Below are 17,131 nucleotides of genomic sequence, written 5' to 3' on the forward strand. Positions count from 1 at the left end.
GGCTCGCCTCCAGCAAAGGAATCCGATGATGCGTCGTCCCGCTGCCTTGCTCGCCCTGTGCGCCGGTATTGCCCTGTCCACCCAGGCCCTGGCCGCCGAACTCCCGCAGCGTTGGGTCAGCGCCGGTGGTGCCTTGAGCGAGTGGATCAGCGCCCTGGGCGGCGAGCAGCGTCTGGTCGGCGTCGATACCACCAGCCAGCACCCCGAATCGCTGAAGACGCTGCCCAGTATCGGCTACCAGCGCCAGTTGTCGGCCGAGGGCATTCTCAGCCTGCGCCCGGATGTACTGGTCGGCACCGAGGAGATGGGCCCGCCGCCGGTCCTGGCGCAGATCCGCAAGGCCGGGGTGCGGGTCGAGCTGTTTTCCAGCAAGGCCGAGGTCGATGCGGTGGACGAGAATCTGAAGCACCTGGGCCTGCTGCTGGGCAATGAAGCAAAGGCCAGCGAGCTGGCAGCTGACTACAAGCAGCAACTGGACAGCTTGCAGGGGCGGATCAAGCAGGCCCAGGCCGGGCAGAAGGCGCCGGGCGTGCTGCTGCTGGTCGGCCATGCCGGCGCCAAGCCACTGATCGCGGGGCAGGGCACCTCCGGTGATTGGGTGCTGCGCCAGGCCGGCGGGCGCAATCTTGCCGATCATCAGGGCTACAAGAACTTTTCGGTGGAAGCACTGGCTGCGCTGAATCCGGATGTGGTGGTGTTCTCTGATCGCGCGCTCAGCGGCGAACAAGCCTTGCAGGCATTGCTCAAGGAAAACCCGGCGTTGGCGGCCTCGCGCGCTGCGCGGGACAAGCGTCTGCTGTCGCTCGACCCGACGCTGCTGGTAGGTGGCCTCGGCCCGCGCTTGCCCGCCACCCTGCATGAGCTGGCCGCCAGCTTCTATCCTGCCGCCAAGGCCAGCCTCAACCCATGAGGCAGCGGGTTCAGCCACGTACCTTGTTCAGCGCCTTGGTATTGCTGTGTTTGCTGGCGATCTGGCTGTCGCTGGCGCTGGGCCCGGTCAGCCTGCCACTGTTCGACACCCTGCGCGCCGGGCTGCGCCTGATCGGGCTGCCGGTTTCCGGCGATGGCCTGGAGCAGGCCGAGATGATCCTTGGCCAGATCCGCCTGCCACGTACCTTGCTGGGGCTCGCCGTGGGGGCCGTGCTGGCGCTGTCCGGCGTGGCGATGCAGGGGTTGTTCCGCAATCCTCTGGCCGACCCGGGGCTGGTCGGTGTCGCCAGCGGCGCGGCCCTCGGCGCGGCGGTCGCTATTGTCGGTGGCAGCTGGCTGGGCGGCATCCCTGAATGGTTCGCACCGTACCTGTTGTCGCTGTGCGCCTTCATCGGTGGCCTGGGGGTGACCGCGCTGGTGTATCGCCTGGGGCGCCGGGATGGGCAGACCAACGTCGCCACCATGCTGCTCGCCGGCATCGCCATGACCGCGCTGGGCGGTTCCGCCGTCGGCCTGTTCACCTACCTGGCCGATGACGCCACCCTGCGCACCCTGACCTTCTGGAACCTGGGCAGCCTCAACGGCGCCAGCTACGAGCGCCTGTGGCCGCTGCTGCTGGTGGCGGCCGCGGTGGCCCTGTGGTTGCCGCGCCGGGCGCAGGCACTCAATGCGCTGTTGCTGGGCGAGTCCGAGGCCCGTCATCTGGGCATCGAGGTAGAAGCGCTCAAGCGCGAGCTGGTGTTCTGCACGGCACTGGGTGTTGGCGCGGCGGTCGCGGCTGCGGGCCTGATCGGCTTCATCGGCCTGGTGGTGCCGCACCTGGTGCGCCTGGTGGCTGGGCCGGACCATCGTGTCCTGCTGCCCGCATCGCTGCTGGCCGGTGGCACGCTGCTGCTGTTCGCTGACCTGATCGCACGGTTGGCCCTGGCGCCGGCGGAGTTGCCGATCGGTATCGTCACGGCGTTCATCGGCGCGCCGTTCTTCCTGTTCCTGCTGGTGCGAGGGCGTAGCTGATGCTCGATGTCGAGGGGCTGTCGCTCAAGCGTGGCAACACCCAGGTGTTGCACGATATCCATCTGCAACTGCGCCCTGGCCTGGTCCTTGGCGTACTCGGCCCCAACGGCGCGGGCAAGAGCAGCCTGCTGGGCGGACTGTGCGGCGAACTGGCTGCCAGCGCCGGACAGGTGCGGCTGGATGGGCGCGCCCTGGGCGACTGGTCCGGCCAGGAACGGGCACGGCGTCTGGCGGTGCTGCCGCAGGTGTCCTCGCTCGGCTTCTCGTTCACGGTCGAGGAAGTGGTCGGGATGGGGCGCCTGCCCCATGCCAGCGGGCGGCAGCGTGACCATGAGATCGTCAGGGCGGCACTGGAGGCGGCGGATGCGCTGCACCTGCTCGAGCGCAGCTACCTGGCGCTGTCCGGTGGCGAGCGTCAGCGTGTGCACCTGGCCCGGGTGCTGGCCCAGCTGTGGCCGGGCGAGGCGGGCAGCACGCTGCTGCTGGACGAACCGACCTCGGCCCTCGATCCGTTGCACCAGCACACCACGTTGCAGGCCGTGCGCAGTTTCGCCGACCGGGGCGCGGCAGTGCTGGTGATCCTGCATGATCTGAATCTTGCCGCGCGTTACTGTGACCAGATCCTGCTGCTCGAGCAGGGACGCTGCCACGCGCTGGACACACCGCACCAGGTCCTGACCCCTGTGTCGCTGAAAGCCGTGTTCGGTATCGACGTGCTGGTACAGCCGCATCCGGAGCGCGGCCATCCGCTGATCATCACTCGCTAGGAGCCTGACCATGCGCTATCCGTTGCTGTCCGCCCTTGCGGTTTGTCTGGCGCTGGCGTTGGGCGCCTGCCGGGCCAGCCTGCCACCACTGCCGGCCTGGCAGAGCAGCGAGGGGCGCGACAGCGCGCAACTCGGACAGATCGTCGACCTGGCCAGCGGACAGCGCCTGAGCCCGGAACAACTGGTCCTGCGCCTGGCCGATGCGCCGCGGGTACTGGTGGGCGAGAAACATGACAATCCCGATCACCATGCCCTGCAGCTCTGGCTGCTGGAGGCGCTGGCAAGCGAGCGGCCTCAGGGCAGTCTGCTGTTGGAAATGCTCCAGCCCGAGCAGCAGCCCCGGGTGGATGCGCTGAAGAACACGCAATGGCCAGCGGACCTGCCCAAGGCTCTGGACTGGCAGGAGGGGTGGGACTGGACGCTGTATGGGCCGATCGTCCGTGCCGCCCTGGGCGGGCCGTATCCCTTGTTGTCCGCCAATCTGTCACCGAGCGAAGTCCGCCAAGCCTATCGTCAGCCGGTCAGCCCGCCCGGGCCGCGTTCCAATGCCCAGGCGGTAAAAGAGGCGCTGCTCGAGCAGGTGCGTGCTGGTCACTGCAACCTGTTGCCTCAGAGCCAACTGCCGGCGATGCTCGCCGTCCAGCAGCAGCGCGACCGGCGGATCGCCGAGCGCCTGCTGGAGGCCCCGCAGCCTGGGCTGTTGTTCACCGGTAGCTATCACGCGCGCAAGGACTTGGGCGTACCGTTGCATCTGGCTGACCTGGGGGCCAAAGGGCAGAGCAAGGTCCTGCTCTTGGTGGAGGTGGGGGAGCCGGTCGAGGTGGGCATGGCCGATTTCGTCTGGTACACCGCGGCGCTGCCTGCGCAGGACTACTGCGCCCAACTGCGCGAAAGCCGCTGAATCGCAGGCAAAAAAAGACCCGGCAAAATGCCGGGTCAATAACCGTGATTAGCCTGATGAGGAGATAATCTGAGAGTCCGAACCAGGGAGCTTTCAGGTTACCCAACCAGTCTCGCGACCAGTTGTGATAATCATAACGATTCTCATTTCGCAGTCAATGCCTTTCGCCAATTTATTTTTCGTTCTTCTGTGTCGGGCACTTCGCATCGAGCTGCTGGTTCAAGGCTTGCTTGCGTTCGGCCGGCAGATCGTTCCAATGCATGTCCAGCAGGGCGCCTTCAATGGCGTACAACAACACCTTCGAAGCCCGGAACCCTCGCGTTCTCACCGCCTGGTACGCGCCCACGGCGCCCAGACGGCGAAGGTCCGAGGCACTGTGGATACCGACGGCGTGCAGCCACTGCGCGGAGGTCTTGCCAAGGTTTTTCAGATGCTGCAATTCATCGTTCATCGAGCCTCCTTGCGATGGCTGAACGGGTCGTGTGGATAAATCGCGAGCAGGTCAATGAGCAGTGTAGCGGGGGTTGTGAATAACGCGGCCTTTTGCCATCGGCGGCGACGGGATGCAGTACTTTCGCGCAATGGAACCCTATAGGAGTTGGGGCGTGGGAGCGGGCTTGCCCGGCGATGGCGATCGATGGGCTGACGCTGTCGCGGGGCAAGCCCGCTCCCACGTATGTCCGTCCCACACCGTTCGCGCGCACAGCCTGGCGCAGGCCAGACGCTTACCCTTGGCGAGCGCTGCGATAACGCATCCGTGTCCCGAACTTCACCGACATCAGGATCTCGTCGGCGCTCAGCTCGGCCGGGAAATACGTCCCGGAGATCTGCGCATGGGCGATGCTCGCGCCTTCCAGGCCGTTGTCCCGCAGATCCAGCCCGCGCAGGTCGGCGGCGCGGAAGTAGGCATCGGTGAAATCGATGCCGCGCACATCCAAGGCGCGCAGGTCCAGGCCGCGAAAGTCGCCGCCGCGAAAATCGATGGCGGTATCCACAGGCTTCTCACGGTTGAAGGCGGCGATCTTCTCGTCGCGGACCAGGGCGTACAGGACGTTGTCCAGTTGACGGGGTTGGTTCATGACGGCGCCTCCTCCGTGGGGTGTGATGATATTGTAATGCCATCACTGGAGGGGCGCCGGACTTCAGGCGTGAACTGTCGACTGCTTCACGCCTGGCGGGTCAAAGGCCGGGCAGGCGTTGGCGAATCTGCTCGATCACCTTGTTCATGTTGTTGGCGTCCTGGGTGTCGACGCGGGTGCTTTGCGCCAGCTCTTCGGCATCCAGCGGGTCGCGGCTGGCTTGCTGGGCCTTGACCACTTCCAGGGTGGCATCCGAGGGATCGATGGCTTCGGCCTGGCGCTGGGCCAGCCAGCTGGCGATCACTGCGTCGGGGGCCTGGCAATCGAGAATCAGGAACGGCACGCCGGTTTCGCTGGCGACATGCGCCGCCGCCTTGCGCTGCTCATGCTTGAGGTAGGTGGCGTCGAGCACTACCGGGAAACCGGCGCGCAGGATGATCGCCGCCAGCTCATGCAGGCGCTGGTAGGTGGCGATGCTGGCCTGCTTGTCGTAGATGCCGGCCTCCAGATGGCCGGCATCGGCTGCCTGCTGCTTGCCGAACAGACGCTTGCGCTCCACGTCCGAGCGCACCCGCACTGCGCCCAGGGCCTCGACCAGGCGCATCGCCACGTGGCTCTTGCCCACCGCCGAGACACCCTCGGTGATGGCCAGCAGGCGCGAGGGGATGGCGCTGTAGCTTTCGGCCAGGTTGGCATAGTTGCGGTAGGTGCGCAGGGTAGTGGCGCGCTGCACGCCATCGGCGTCGGGCGACAGGCTGAACAGGGCGACCTTGGCGCGTACCAGGGCGCGGTAGGCCTTGTAGAAATTCAGCAGCTCCAGGCCCTCGTAGTCGCCGGTCAGCTCCAGGTACTGGCTGATGAAGCGCCGCGACAGGCACTTCAGGCCGCGGTCCTCGAGGTCCATGGCCAGGAAGCCGATGTCGGCGTAGACGTCGGTCAGGCGGAACGGCTCGTTGAACTCGATGCAGTCGAAGATCACCACCTTGCCGTCGATCAGCGTGGCGTTGCCCAGGTGAATGTCGCCGTGGCATTCACGAATGAAACCATTGGCCTTGCGCGCCTCGAGCAGGTCGTGCAGGCGCTTGAAGCTGTCCTGGGCCCAGGCTTGCAGGTTGTCCAGCTGCTGCAGGTCGGCCTTGTCGGTGAGGAACGGGCGGATCTGCTCGAAGTTCTGCTCCACCGGCGCCATGACCGCGTCCGGAGTGCCCAGCGGATGCTCGACCGATACTTTCGGCGCCTGCAGGTGGAATTCGGCGATCTGCCGGGCCATCTGGTCGATGTGACCGGCGTTCAGCTCGCCGTTGGCCTGCAGGGTGCTGAGCATATGGCCCTGGGGGAACTGGCGCATCTTCAGCGCGTATTCGATGGCCGGGCCCTGGCCACCGATCTGTGGCGCCTCGACGCTGCCGGTGATCGGCAGCACCTCCAGGTACAGGCCTTCGGTCAGGCGCTGGTTCAGGCGCAGCTCTTCGTTACAAAAGTGTTCGCGCTGATCCAGTCCGGTGAAGTCGAGGAAGCCGAAATTCATCGGCTTCTTGATCTTGTAGGCGAACTCGCCGGTGAGCAGGACCCAGGAGATGTGCGTCTCGATGAGCTGGAAGCCCGCGACCGGGTGCGGATAGAGGGCGGGGTTCTGCAGCGCGCTGATCAGGGCTTGGCTCACGGAGCATCCTTCATGGGTCAGGGAATTCGAATCGCACATTATGGTCAATGGTGCCGTCCCTGCAAACCGCCCAGGGGCGCCTGCCTCCCTTTTGCAAAGTGCGTATAATCCGCCGCCATGACTCGTACCCGAACTTCCCGTACCCCGAAAAAACGCCCGACCGGCCGCGCACGAGCCTGGCTGGGCTGGGCGCTCAAGCTCAGCCTGGTCGGCCTGGTGGTGATCGCCGGTTTCGCGATCTACCTCGACGCCACCGTCCAGGAGAAATTCTCCGGCAAGCGCTGGACCATCCCGGCCAAGGTGTATGCCCGGCCGCTGGAGCTGTTCGTCGGCCAGAAGCTGAGCCGCAACGACTTCCTCACCGAACTCGACGCGCTGGGCTACCGTCGCGAAAGCGCGGCCAACGGCCCGGGCGCGGCCTCGGTCAACGGCAACACGGTCGATCTCAATACCCGTGGCTTCCAGTTCTATGAGGGGATGGAGCCAGCGCAGTTCGTGCGCGTGCGTTTCTCCGGCGATTACGTCGCCGGTCTCAGTGGGGCCAACGGCGGCAAGCTCGATGTGGTGCGCCTGGAGCCGTTGATGATTGGCGGCATCTATCCGAAGAACCTCGAGGACCGCATCCTGATCAAGATCGATCAGGTGCCGCCTTACCTGCTGGAAACCCTGATCGCCACCGAAGACCGCGACTTCTACAGCCACTTCGGCGTTTCGCCCAAGTCCATCGCCCGGGCTGTGTGGGTCAACACCTCGTCCGGCGCCATGCGCCAGGGCGGCAGCACCTTGACCCAGCAGTTGGTGAAGAACTTCTTCCTGACCAACGAGCGCAGCCTCAGCCGCAAGCTGACCGAAGCGATGATGGCCGTGCTGCTCGAGCTGCACTACGACAAGCGCGAGATCCTCGAGGCGTATCTGAACGAAGTGTTCGTCGGCCAGGATGGCCAGCGCGCCGTGCATGGCTTCGGCCTGGCCAGCCAGTTCTTCTTCAGCCAGCCGCTGCAGGAACTCAAGCTGCACCAGATCGCCTTGCTGGTGGGCATGGTCAAGGGGCCGTCCTACTACAACCCGCGCCGTTATCCCGAGCGCGCCTTGCAGCGCCGCAACCTGGTGCTCGACCTGCTCGCCGAACAGGGCGTGGTCAGCCAGGAGGTGGTCGATGCGGCGAAGAAGATGCCGCTGGGCGTGACCAAGCGTGGCAGCCTGGCCGACAGCTCGTTCCCAGCCTTCCTCGACCTGGTCAAGCGTCAGTTGCGCCAGGACTACCGCGACGAAGACCTCACCGAAGAGGGGCTGCGCATCTTCACCAGTTTCGACCCGATCCTGCAGATGAAGGCCGAGACCGCCATGAGCGAGACCTTCAAGCGTCTGGCCGGGCGCAAGGGCGCCGATGAAGTCGAGTCGGCGATGGTCGTCACCAATCCCGAGACCGGCGAGGTGCAGGCGCTGATCGGCAGCCGTCAGTCGGGCTTCGCCGGCTTCAACCGGGCCATCGATGCGGTGCGCCCGATCGGCTCGCTGGTCAAACCTGCGGTGTACCTGACCGCGCTGGAGCAACCGAGCAAGTTCACCCTGACCACCTGGATGCAGGACGAGCCGTTCTCGGTCAAGGGCGCCGACGGCCAGGTGTGGCGTCCGCAGAACTACGACCGCCGCCCGCACGGCACCATCTACCTGTACCAGGGCCTGGCCAACTCCTACAACCTGTCGACCGCCAAGCTTGGCCTGGAAGTGGGTGTACCCAATGTGATCAAGACCATCGGTCGGCTGGGCGTGCAGGTCGACTGGCCGGCGTTCCCATCGATGCTGCTGGGTGCTGGCGGCATGTCGCCGATGCAGGTGGCGACCATGTACCAGACCATCGCCAACGGCGGCTTCAACACGCCGATGCGCGGCATTCGCAGCGTGCTCACCGCCGAGGGCGAGCCGCTCAAGCGTTATCCGTTCCAAATCCAGCAGACCTTCGATCCGGGGTCCATCTATCTGGTGCAGAACGCCATGCAGCGGGTGATGCGCGAAGGCACCGGCCGTTCGGTGTACAACGTATTGCCGGGCTCGCTGACCCTGGCCGGCAAGACCGGTACCAGCAACGATTCCCGTGACAGCTGGTTCTCCGGTTTCAGCCAGGACCTGCTGGCGGTGGTCTGGCTGGGCCGCGACGACAACGGCAAGACACCGTTCACCGGTGCCACCGGCGCGCTGCAGGTATGGACCAGCTTCATGAAGAAGGCCGACCCGCTGCCGTTGGACATGCCGCAGCCGGACAACGTGGTGCAGGCCTGGATAGATCCGTACAGCGGCCAGGGCTCCGACGGCAGCTGTCCGGGAGCGGTGCAGATGCCGTATATTCGCGGCAGTGAACCGGCCGCTGGCGCCACCTGTGGTGGCGAGCAGAACCCGGCCGAGTCGGTAATGGACTGGGTCAAGGGCTGGATGAATTGAGCACGAGCTTCTGAAGAGGGTGTGAAGTGAACAAGTGGTGGATACCTGCCCTGGCGGCAGTGAGCGTGCTGCACGGTTGTGCCAGCGTCCCGCGTGGCAACATTCCGGTGGTCGATTCGAGCACCCGGGTCTCCAACAGCGAGCGTGTCTCGGCCAATCGCACGGCGGCCTACCCGACCAGCGGCGGCAGCAGCCAGGCCCAGGTGTTGCCGGAAGACTCCGGCGTTACCGTGATGATCCCGCAGGGCACTGGCGGCGCGCCGATCCAGTCGTTCCCGGCGGGCAGCGGCCCGGCGCCGATCAGCACCGGCCCGATCACCCCGGGCCCGGTCAGCAGCGGGCCGATCACCACCAACCCCAACCCGATCGCCGACGAGCCGTTCGACATCGCCTCGATGAGCAAGCCTGCGCCGGTCACCAGCGCGCCGACCGGTATTCCGCGGGGTAACGTCGCCAGTGGTGGCCTGTCCGCCGACGAGCAGCTCGATGGCCCGGTGCTGGCCTTGCTGACCACCGCCCAGCAGCAGCAGGGCAGTGGCGACTTCAACGGCGCCGCGTCGAGCCTGGAGCGTGCCCAGCGTATCGCCCCGCGTGAGCCGCAAGTGCTGTTCCGTCTGGCCCAGGTACGCCTGTCCCAGGGCGATGCGGCGCAGTCCGAGCAACTGGCCCGCCGTGCCCTGACCTACGCCAACGGCCGCCCCGACCTGCAGGCCCAGCTGTGGAACACCATCGCCCAGGCCCGCGAGAAGCAGGGTGACAGCGCCGGCGCCGCGCTGGCGCGGCAGAAGGCGCGGGTCAACCTGTGATGGAACAGCGCATCCTCGATATCGCCGATCACCTGCTGCTGATCGAGCGCGAACTCAAGGTCCAGGGCTGGTGGAGCGATCAGGCACCCAGTGCCGAGGCCCTGGCCAGCGTGGTGCCGTTCGCCGTCGACTGCATGGCTTTCGAGCAGTGGCTGCAGTGGATCTTCCTGCCGCGGATGAAACTGATTCTCGAGCATGGCCAGCCATTGCCCAATGCCTCCGGCATCCTGGTCATGGCCGAGACGGTTTTTGTCGACCGCCCGGAACAAAGCCGCGAGCTACGGCGGCTGTTGGCAGAATTCGACCAATTGATCAGCCCCTCCGCCTGATTTCTTCTCTTTTTCCTTCAAGGGCCGCAGATTGTGGCCCTTTTTTATGGAAATCTTCTTAAATCTGCTGCTGGTCACCTTTTTAGTGGTTGCAGTGATTCATCTTGCGGAAAAATTGGCAATAATTTTTCTTGACTTGTGCGCGCCGAATCACAAGAATCCAGATTCCGCTGTAGAGGGACTGCCAGAAGCAGACCCGCTAAGCAGATCATGAGGCGCACACCCGCGCCGACTTGTAACACCCCGCAACGCGTTACCTCGCGCTGGGTGGGAAGGCCCGCAACACACCAGGGCACTCCCAATACTTGCTCAGTCAGTGCTGACGTTCGCTCATGCTCTGCTTGGCAGTAAACCTATTAAGACCCGCTCAGTGAGGGCGGTATTCTGGCGTTTTAGAGGTGAACAACGTGGAGCTTTTATCTGGCGCTGAGATGGTCGTCCGCTTCTTGCGTGACGAAGGCGTTAAGCACATCTACGGGTACCCTGGTGGTGCTCTCCTTCATGTTTACGATGCCCTGTTCAAGGAACCGGAAGTCCAGCACATCCTGGTCCGTCACGAGCAGGCTGCCACCCATATGGCGGACGGTTACGCCCGTGCCACCGGCAAGGCCGGCGTGGTACTGGTGACTTCCGGCCCGGGCGCGACCAATGCCATCACCGGCATTGCCACCGCCTACATGGATTCCATTCCGATGGTCATCCTGTCTGGCCAGGTGCCCAGCACCATGGTCGGCACCGACGCGTTCCAGGAAACCGACATGATCGGTATCTCCCGGCCGATCGTGAAGCACAGCTTCATGATCAAGCACGCCTCGGAAATCCCCGAAGTCCTGAAAAAAGCCTTCTATCTTGCGCAATCCGGCCGTCCCGGCCCGGTAGTGGTCGACATTCCAAAAGATATGACCAACCCGGCCGAGAAGTTCGAGTACATCTACCCGAAAAAGGTCAAGCTGCGTTCGTATAGCCCGGCTGTTCGTGGTCACTCCGGGCAGATCCGCAAGGCGGCCGAGATGCTCCTGGCGGCCAAGCGCCCGATCGTCTACTCCGGCGGTGGCGTGATCCTCGGCGGTGGCTCCGAAGCCCTCACCGAAATCGCCAAGACGCTGAACCTGCCGGTCACCAACACCCTGATGGGCCTCGGTGGCTTCCCGGGTACCGATCGCCAGTTCCTCGGCATGCTCGGCATGCATGGCAGCTACACCGCCAACATGGCCATGCACCACGCCGACGTGATCTTCGCCGTCGGCGCGCGTTTCGACGACCGCGTGGTCAACGGCCCGGCCAAGTTCTGCCCGAACGCCAAGATCATCCACATCGACATCGACCCGGCGTCGATCTCCAAGATGATCAAGGCCGACGTGCCGATCGTCGGCCCGGTCGAGAGCGTGTTGAGCGAGATGCTCGCCATCCTCAAGGAAATCGGCGAGCAGCCCGACAAGGCGGCGCTGGATGCCTGGTGGAAGCAGATCGACGAATGGCGCGGCGACGGTGCGCTGTTCCCTTACGACAAGGGCGACGGCAACATCATCAAGCCGCAGCAGGTGATCGAGACCCTATGCGAAGTGACCCAGGGCGATGCCTTCGTCACCTCCGACGTGGGCCAGCACCAGATGTTCGCGGCGCAGTACTACCGCTTCAACAAACCCAACCGCTGGATCAACTCCGGTGGCCTGGGCACCATGGGCTTCGGTTTCCCGGCGGCCATGGGCGTCAAGCTCAACTTCCCCGACCAGGACGTGGCCTGCGTCACCGGTGAAGGCAGCATCCAGATGAACATCCAGGAGCTGTCCACCTGCATGCAGTACGGTCTGCCGGTGAAAATCGTCAACCTGAACAACGGTGTACTGGGCATGGTCCGCCAATGGCAGGACATGTCCTACAACGGTCGCCACTCGCACTCCTATGTCGAGTCGCTGCCGGACTTCGTCAAGCTGGCCGAAGCCTATGGTCACGTGGGCATTCGCATCACCAGCCTGAAAGACCTCAAGCCGAAACTGGAAGAGGCTTTCGCGATGAAGGATCGCCTGGTGTTCATCGACATCGCGGTCGACCGGACCGAGCACGTCTATCCGATGCAGATCAAGGACGGCTCGATGCGTGACATGTGGCTGAGCAAGACGGAGCGTACCTGATATGCGGCACATCATTTCCCTGCTGCTGGAAAACGAACCCGGTGCCTTGTCTCGCGTGGTCGGCCTGTTCTCCCAGCGCAACTACAACATTGAAAGCCTGACCGTGGCGCCGACCGAAGACCCGACCCTGTCGCGTCTGACGCTGACCACCGTTGGCCATGACGAAGTGATCGAGCAGATCACCAAGAACCTCAACAAGCTGGTCGAAGTGGTCAAGCTTGTGGACCTGTCGGAAAGCGCTCACATCGAGCGTGAACTGATGCTGGTCAAGGTCAAGGCCACCGGGGCCCAGCGCGCCGAGATCAAGCGCACCACGGATATCTTCCGTGGCCAGATCGTCGACGTGACCGCCAGCGTGTACACCGTGCAGCTGAGCGGCACCAGCGACAAACTGGACAGCTTCATCCAGGCCATCGGCACCGCATCGATTCTCGAAACCGTGCGCAGTGGCGTCACCGGCATTGCCCGTGGCGACAAAGTGCTCAGCATCTAACTTCAAAAACTAGCGATGGCTCCGCTGGGGCCGAGATATAACAGGGGTATTTCATGAAAGTTTTCTACGATAAAGACTGCGACCTTTCCATCATCCAGGGCAAGAAAGTCGCCATCATCGGCTACGGTTCGCAGGGTCACGCCCAGGCGTGCAACCTGAAGGACTCCGGTGTGGACGTTACCGTCGGTCTGCGTAAAGGTTCGGCTACCGTTGCCAAGGCAGAAGCCCACGGCCTGAAAGTGGCTGACGTGGCTACCGCCGTCGCCGCTGCCGACCTGGTCATGATCCTCACCCCGGACGAGTTCCAGGGCCAGCTGTACAAGAACGAGATCGAGCCGAACATCAAGAAGGGCGCCACCCTGGCCTTCTCCCACGGTTTCTCGATCCACTACAACCAGGTCGTTCCGCGTGCCGACCTCGACGTGATCATGATCGCGCCGAAGGCACCGGGCCACACCGTGCGCTCCGAGTTCGTCAAGGGCGGCGGCATCCCTGACCTGATCGCCATCTACCAGGACGCCTCGGGCAACGCCAAGAACGTCGCCCTGTCCTACGCCGCTGGCGTCGGTGGTGGCCGTACTGGCATCATCGAGACCACCTTCAAGGATGAGACCGAAACCGACCTGTTCGGTGAGCAGGCCGTTCTGTGCGGCGGTACCGTCGAGCTGGTCAAGGCCGGTTTCGAAACCCTGGTCGAAGCCGGCTACGCCCCGGAAATGGCCTACTTCGAGTGCCTGCACGAGCTGAAGCTGATCGTCGATCTCATGTACGAAGGCGGTATCGCCAACATGAACTACTCGATCTCCAACAACGCCGAGTACGGTGAATACGTCACCGGCCCTGAAGTCATCAACGAAGAGTCCCGCAAGGCCATGCGCAATGCGCTCAAGCGCATCCAGGACGGCGAGTACGCGAAGATGTTCATCAGCGAAGGCGCCACCAACTATCCTTCGATGACCGCCAAGCGTCGCAACAACGCCGCCCACGGCATCGAGATCATCGGCGAGCAACTGCGCTCGATGATGCCGTGGATCTCGGCCAACAAGATCGTCGACAAGACCAAGAACTAAGGTCCTGCTTCGATAAATGAAAAACGCGGCTTCGGCCGCGTTTTTTCGTTTGCGCGGTCAGCTTCTGGTATAAAGCGACCAGTGGCTCGCAGTTAGATCCGTTTTTCCGAGCCCGTGTCGAACATATTCCAACCTGTTGCAAGGTACATTTCATGAGCGAACGTCCCGAAGAGCCGAACAAGCCCTCCGACGCCGAAAGCCTGCTACCTATCGATGAGCACGTCGAAGAAGGCCATGACGCCGAAGGGCGCAAGGTCCGTCACCGCGGCATCTACCTGCTGCCCAACCTGTTCACCACCGCGAACCTGTTCGCCGGCTTCTATTCCATCATCAGTTCGATGAGCGCACAGAGCGCCCTGAGCGCCGGTGACCCGCGCGAGGCGAGCAAGTATTTCGCCTTTGCCGCCATCGCGATCTTCGTCGCCATGATCCTCGACAGCCTCGATGGCCGTGTCGCGCGAATGACCAACACGCAGAGCGCCTTTGGCGCCGAGTACGATTCGCTGTCGGACATGGTCGCCTTCGGCGTGGCCCCGGCATTGCTGGCCTTCGGCTGGGCACTGGGCGACATGGGCAAGGTCGGCTGGATGGTCGCCTTCATCTATGTGGCGGGTGCGGCGCTGCGTCTGGCGCGTTTCAACACCCAGGTCGGCACCGCCGACAAACGCTACTTCATCGGTCTGGCCAGCCCGGCGGCGGCAGGCGTGGTGGCCGGTACCGTGTGGGCTTTCAGCGACTACGGCATCCAAGGCTCCAAGCTGTCGTTCCTGGTGGCGCTGCTGGTGGCCGCGGCTGGCATGCTGATGGTCAGCAATATCAAGTACAACAGCTTCAAGGAACTGGATCTCAAGGGGCGCGTGCCCTTTGTCGCGATCCTGGCCGTGGTGCTGGTATTTGCCGTGGTGTTCAGCGATCCGCCGCGCATTCTGCTGCTGATCTTCCTCGGTTACGCGATCTCCGGCCCCGTGCAGTACCTGCTGCGCGTCCGTCGTCGCAAAAGCTGAAAGATTTAATCGCGGAATAACCTGCCGGCTCCATAGTCTTACGGGTACATCAGTTGCCCGTACTGTGGAGCCGCCATGCTCATCAAGCTTCCCCGATCCTCCGAGTGCAAGTCATCGGAGATCACCCCCGAACAGATCTACCTTTCCCGTCGTCACATGCTCGGTGGAGCCCTTGCAGGGCTGGCGCTGGGCGCGCTGCCGCGAATGGGTGTCGCCGCCGAGGCGCCGCGCTATGCCGATGTCGTCCCCGGCAAGGCGCCTGCGTGGTTCGCCGACAAGCTTGCCGCGGCGCGCTGGCAGGCGGTGACCGTGCAGGGCGAGGCGATCACGCCGTTCAAGGACGCTACCCATTACAACAACTTCTATGAGTTCGGGCCCGACAAGGGTGATCCGGCGGCCAATGCCGGGTCGCTGAAGACCGAGCCCTGGAGTCTGGTGGTCGATGGCGAGGTGGCCAAGCCCGGGCGCTATGCGCTGGAGGACTTCGTCAAGCCATACCAGCTGGAGGAACGTATCTATCGACTGCGCTGTGTCGAAGCCTGGTCGATGGTCATTCCGTGGCTGGGTTTCCCGCTGGCGGAGGTGCTCAAGCAGGTCGAGCCGACTTCGAAAGCGCGCTATATCCGTTTCGAGACCCTGCAGGATCCGAAGAGCATGCCGGGGCAGCGTTCCGGGTTCGCCTTGATCGACTGGCCCTACGTGGAGGGGCTGCGACTGGACGAGGCGATGAATCCGCTGGCGATCCTGGCATTGGGCATGTATGGCCGCGAGCTGGCCAACCAGAACGGCGCGCCGTTGCGCCTCGTGGTGCCGTGGAAGTATGGCTTCAAGAGCATCAAGTCGATCGTGCGCATCAGTCTGGTGGCGGAGCAGCCGCACACCACCTGGCAGGGGTTGGCGCCGGATGAGTATGGCTTCTATGCCAACGTCAATCCGACGGTCGATCACCCGCGCTGGACCCAGGCTCGGGAGCGGCGGCTGCCCAGTGGGCTGTTCAGTCCCAATGTGCGCGATACATTGATGTTCAATGGCTATGCCGATGAAGTGGCGTCGTTGTACAGCGGCCTCGACCTGCGGAAGAACTACTGATGCGTTATCCCTGGTTTCGCCTGGCGATCTTCATCGCGGGTTGTCTGTTTCCAGCCTGGTGGCTGTACGAGGCACTGATGGGGTTGCTCGACCCGGACCCGGGGAAGATCCTCATGGATCGTCTTGGCCTGGGGGCGCTGGTGTTTCTGTTGATTACTCTGAGCATGACGCCCTTGCAGCGGTTGAGCGGCTGGTCAGGGTGGATCGTGGTGCGTCGGCAACTGGGGTTGTGGTGCTTTGCTTATATAGTGCTGCACTTGATGGCGTACCTGGTGTTCATCCTGGGGCTGGACTGGGGGCAGTTTGGGGTGGAGTTACGCAAACGTCCCTACATCATTGTGGGGGCGCTCGGTTTTCTGGGGTTGCTGGCGTTGGCGGTCACGTCCAATCGCTATAGCCAGCGGCGATTGGGCGCGCGCTGGAAGAAGCTGCATCGGCTCGTCTATGTGATTCTCGGGTTGGGGTTGCTGCACTTTTTGTGGATCGTGCGTTCGGATCTGAGGGAGTGGGCGATCTATGCCGGGATTGGTGGAGTGTTGTTGGTGTTGAGGATTCCGTCTGTGTGGCGGCGGGTACCGAGGTTGGTGGGCCGGGGGAGAGCGGTTTGAGGAGAGGGGCGGGTAGGGCCTGTCTTGAGGATGGTGCTGTGTCTCAGAGGTGTTCGCCGAGGTTTCTCCGGCGCCTATGAGATCGAGCGCCGCCCGCGCGGCGCATCGCGACGCAAGGCCGCTCCTACATTTGTTTCGGGCCAATCGCTCCTGGGCCATCACCTGGTCCGCCTTGTTGGTACGACGCGGTTTCAGTGTGGGCACCACTGGCGCCTCACCTGTCTCAAGGCATGCACCAAGGCGGGCAACCATGGCCTGACAGGTTCGGCACGTTGCAACAAATGTAGGAGCGGCCTTGCGTCGCGATGCGCCGCGCGGGCGGCGCTCGATCTGATAGGCGCTGCAAGGGTTGTGGCGGGCCCCTGGCGGCCCTGACGCGGTCCTTTCGCTAAATATTTCATTTTCTTGAAATTAAAGGTTGACGCGCTTTCAGATCCCCTTATAATGCGCCCCACTTCCAGCGACAACGGAACGCGAAACTCCTTGAGATTCAAAGAGTTAGCGAGTTCGAAGAAGCTGAAAGGGCTTCGGTCTCACGATCGGCAGCGGTGAAAAAGGCAGTTGACAGCAGGTTGTAACGCTGTATGATTCGCCTCCCGCTACGAGAGATCGCAGCGAGTCAAGTGTTTGAAGTGAAACGAAAAACTTCAAAATAAACGCTTGACACGAAATGAGGAAAGCGTAGAATGCGCGCCTCGGTTGAGGCGAAAAGCTCTTAACCAAACGCTCTTTAACAAATTGAATCAAGCAATTCGTGTGGGTGCTTGTGAGTACGGACTGATAGTCGCCAAGATTATCAGCATCACA

16 protein-coding genes are annotated in these 17,131 nt (G+C 63.4%); 13 read left to right on the forward strand and 3 right to left on the reverse strand.

Annotated features, from left to right (window positions below; translation table 11 throughout):
- Window positions 1–25: 25 nt before the first annotated feature.
- The 4 genes from ACYUME_RS03965 to ACYUME_RS03980 are packed head-to-tail and all read left to right on the forward strand — an operon-like array spanning window position 26 to window position 3,612.
- Complete coding sequence (locus tag ACYUME_RS03965; RefSeq protein ID WP_460418109.1) at window positions 26–910, forward strand: heme/hemin ABC transporter substrate-binding protein; 885 nt, start codon at window positions 26–28, stop codon at window positions 908–910.
- Between the two features lie 50 nt (window positions 911–960).
- Entirely contained in the window at window positions 961–1,944 is a 984-nt protein-coding gene (locus ACYUME_RS03970) for a FecCD family ABC transporter permease (protein ID WP_279887104.1), read from the forward strand.
- Complete coding sequence (locus tag ACYUME_RS03975) at window positions 1,944–2,711, forward strand: heme ABC transporter ATP-binding protein (protein ID WP_279887088.1); 768 nt, start codon at window positions 1,944–1,946, stop codon at window positions 2,709–2,711. The genes ACYUME_RS03970 and ACYUME_RS03975 overlap by 1 nt, the downstream gene beginning before the upstream one ends.
- A 10-nt stretch (window positions 2,712–2,721) precedes the next feature.
- A complete protein-coding gene (locus tag ACYUME_RS03980; protein WP_460418110.1) occupies window positions 2,722–3,612 on the forward strand; it encodes a ChaN family lipoprotein in 891 nt (296 codons plus the stop codon).
- A gap of 172 nt (window positions 3,613–3,784) precedes the next feature.
- Here the strand turns inward: ACYUME_RS03980 and ACYUME_RS03985 are convergent, their stop codons facing one another.
- The 3 genes from ACYUME_RS03985 to ACYUME_RS03995 all read right to left on the reverse strand — a co-directional run bounded on the left by ACYUME_RS03985 (window position 3,785) and on the right by ACYUME_RS03995 (window position 6,354).
- The gene (locus ACYUME_RS03985; RefSeq protein ID WP_279887084.1) at window positions 3,785–4,063 is read right to left on the reverse strand and encodes a TfoX/Sxy family protein; all 279 of its coding nucleotides are present in this window, start codon (window positions 4,061–4,063) and stop codon (window positions 3,785–3,787) included.
- A 274-nt stretch (window positions 4,064–4,337) separates the two neighbouring features.
- A complete protein-coding gene (locus ACYUME_RS03990) occupies window positions 4,338–4,691 on the reverse strand; it encodes a pentapeptide repeat-containing protein (protein WP_460418111.1) in 354 nt (117 codons plus the stop codon).
- 100 nt (window positions 4,692–4,791) lie between these two features.
- Window positions 4,792–6,354: a bifunctional aminoglycoside phosphotransferase/ATP-binding protein gene (locus ACYUME_RS03995; RefSeq protein WP_460418112.1), complete on the reverse strand. Its 1,563-nt coding sequence runs from the start codon at window positions 6,352–6,354 to the stop codon at window positions 4,792–4,794.
- A 117-nt stretch (window positions 6,355–6,471) separates the two neighbouring features.
- On the opposite strand from ACYUME_RS03995, the gene mrcB reads away from it, so the two are divergent.
- The 9 genes from mrcB to msrQ all read left to right on the forward strand — a co-directional run bounded on the left by mrcB (window position 6,472) and on the right by msrQ (window position 16,324).
- Window positions 6,472–8,793 carry a penicillin-binding protein 1B gene (mrcB, locus tag ACYUME_RS04000; protein WP_279887079.1) on the forward strand — a complete coding sequence of 774 codons (2,322 nt, stop codon included), beginning with the start codon at window positions 6,472–6,474 and terminating at the stop codon, window positions 8,791–8,793.
- 26 nt (window positions 8,794–8,819) lie between these two features.
- The gene (locus ACYUME_RS04005) at window positions 8,820–9,599 is read left to right on the forward strand and encodes a tetratricopeptide repeat protein (RefSeq protein ID WP_279887078.1); all 780 of its coding nucleotides are present in this window, start codon (window positions 8,820–8,822) and stop codon (window positions 9,597–9,599) included.
- A complete protein-coding gene (locus tag ACYUME_RS04010) occupies window positions 9,596–9,928 on the forward strand; it encodes a YqcC family protein (RefSeq protein ID WP_460418113.1) in 333 nt (110 codons plus the stop codon). The genes ACYUME_RS04005 and ACYUME_RS04010 overlap by 4 nt, the downstream gene beginning before the upstream one ends.
- Before the next feature lie 407 nt (window positions 9,929–10,335).
- Entirely contained in the window at window positions 10,336–12,060 is a 1,725-nt protein-coding gene (locus ACYUME_RS04015; RefSeq protein ID WP_460418114.1) for an acetolactate synthase 3 large subunit, read from the forward strand.
- A 1-nt stretch (window position 12,061) separates the two neighbouring features.
- Entirely contained in the window at window positions 12,062–12,553 is a 492-nt protein-coding gene (gene ilvN / locus ACYUME_RS04020) for an acetolactate synthase small subunit (RefSeq protein WP_003250040.1), read from the forward strand.
- 53 nt (window positions 12,554–12,606) lie between these two features.
- Window positions 12,607–13,623, forward strand: coding sequence for a ketol-acid reductoisomerase (gene ilvC, locus ACYUME_RS04025; RefSeq protein ID WP_027917653.1), 1,017 nt, complete (start codon window positions 12,607–12,609; stop codon window positions 13,621–13,623).
- 152 nt (window positions 13,624–13,775) lie between these two features.
- The gene (pssA, locus tag ACYUME_RS04030; RefSeq protein ID WP_279887070.1) at window positions 13,776–14,627 is read left to right on the forward strand and encodes a CDP-diacylglycerol--serine O-phosphatidyltransferase; all 852 of its coding nucleotides are present in this window, start codon (window positions 13,776–13,778) and stop codon (window positions 14,625–14,627) included.
- 75 nt (window positions 14,628–14,702) lie between these two features.
- On the forward strand, window positions 14,703–15,716 hold the full coding sequence (gene msrP, locus ACYUME_RS04035) for a protein-methionine-sulfoxide reductase catalytic subunit MsrP (protein ID WP_460418115.1): 1,014 nt from the start codon (window positions 14,703–14,705) through the stop codon (window positions 15,714–15,716).
- Entirely contained in the window at window positions 15,716–16,324 is a 609-nt protein-coding gene (gene msrQ, locus ACYUME_RS04040; RefSeq protein WP_460418116.1) for a protein-methionine-sulfoxide reductase heme-binding subunit MsrQ, read from the forward strand. The genes msrP and msrQ overlap by 1 nt, the downstream gene beginning before the upstream one ends.
- Window positions 16,325–17,131: the final 807 nt, after the last annotated feature.

The organism is Pseudomonas sp. microsymbiont 2 (assembly GCF_054788395.1).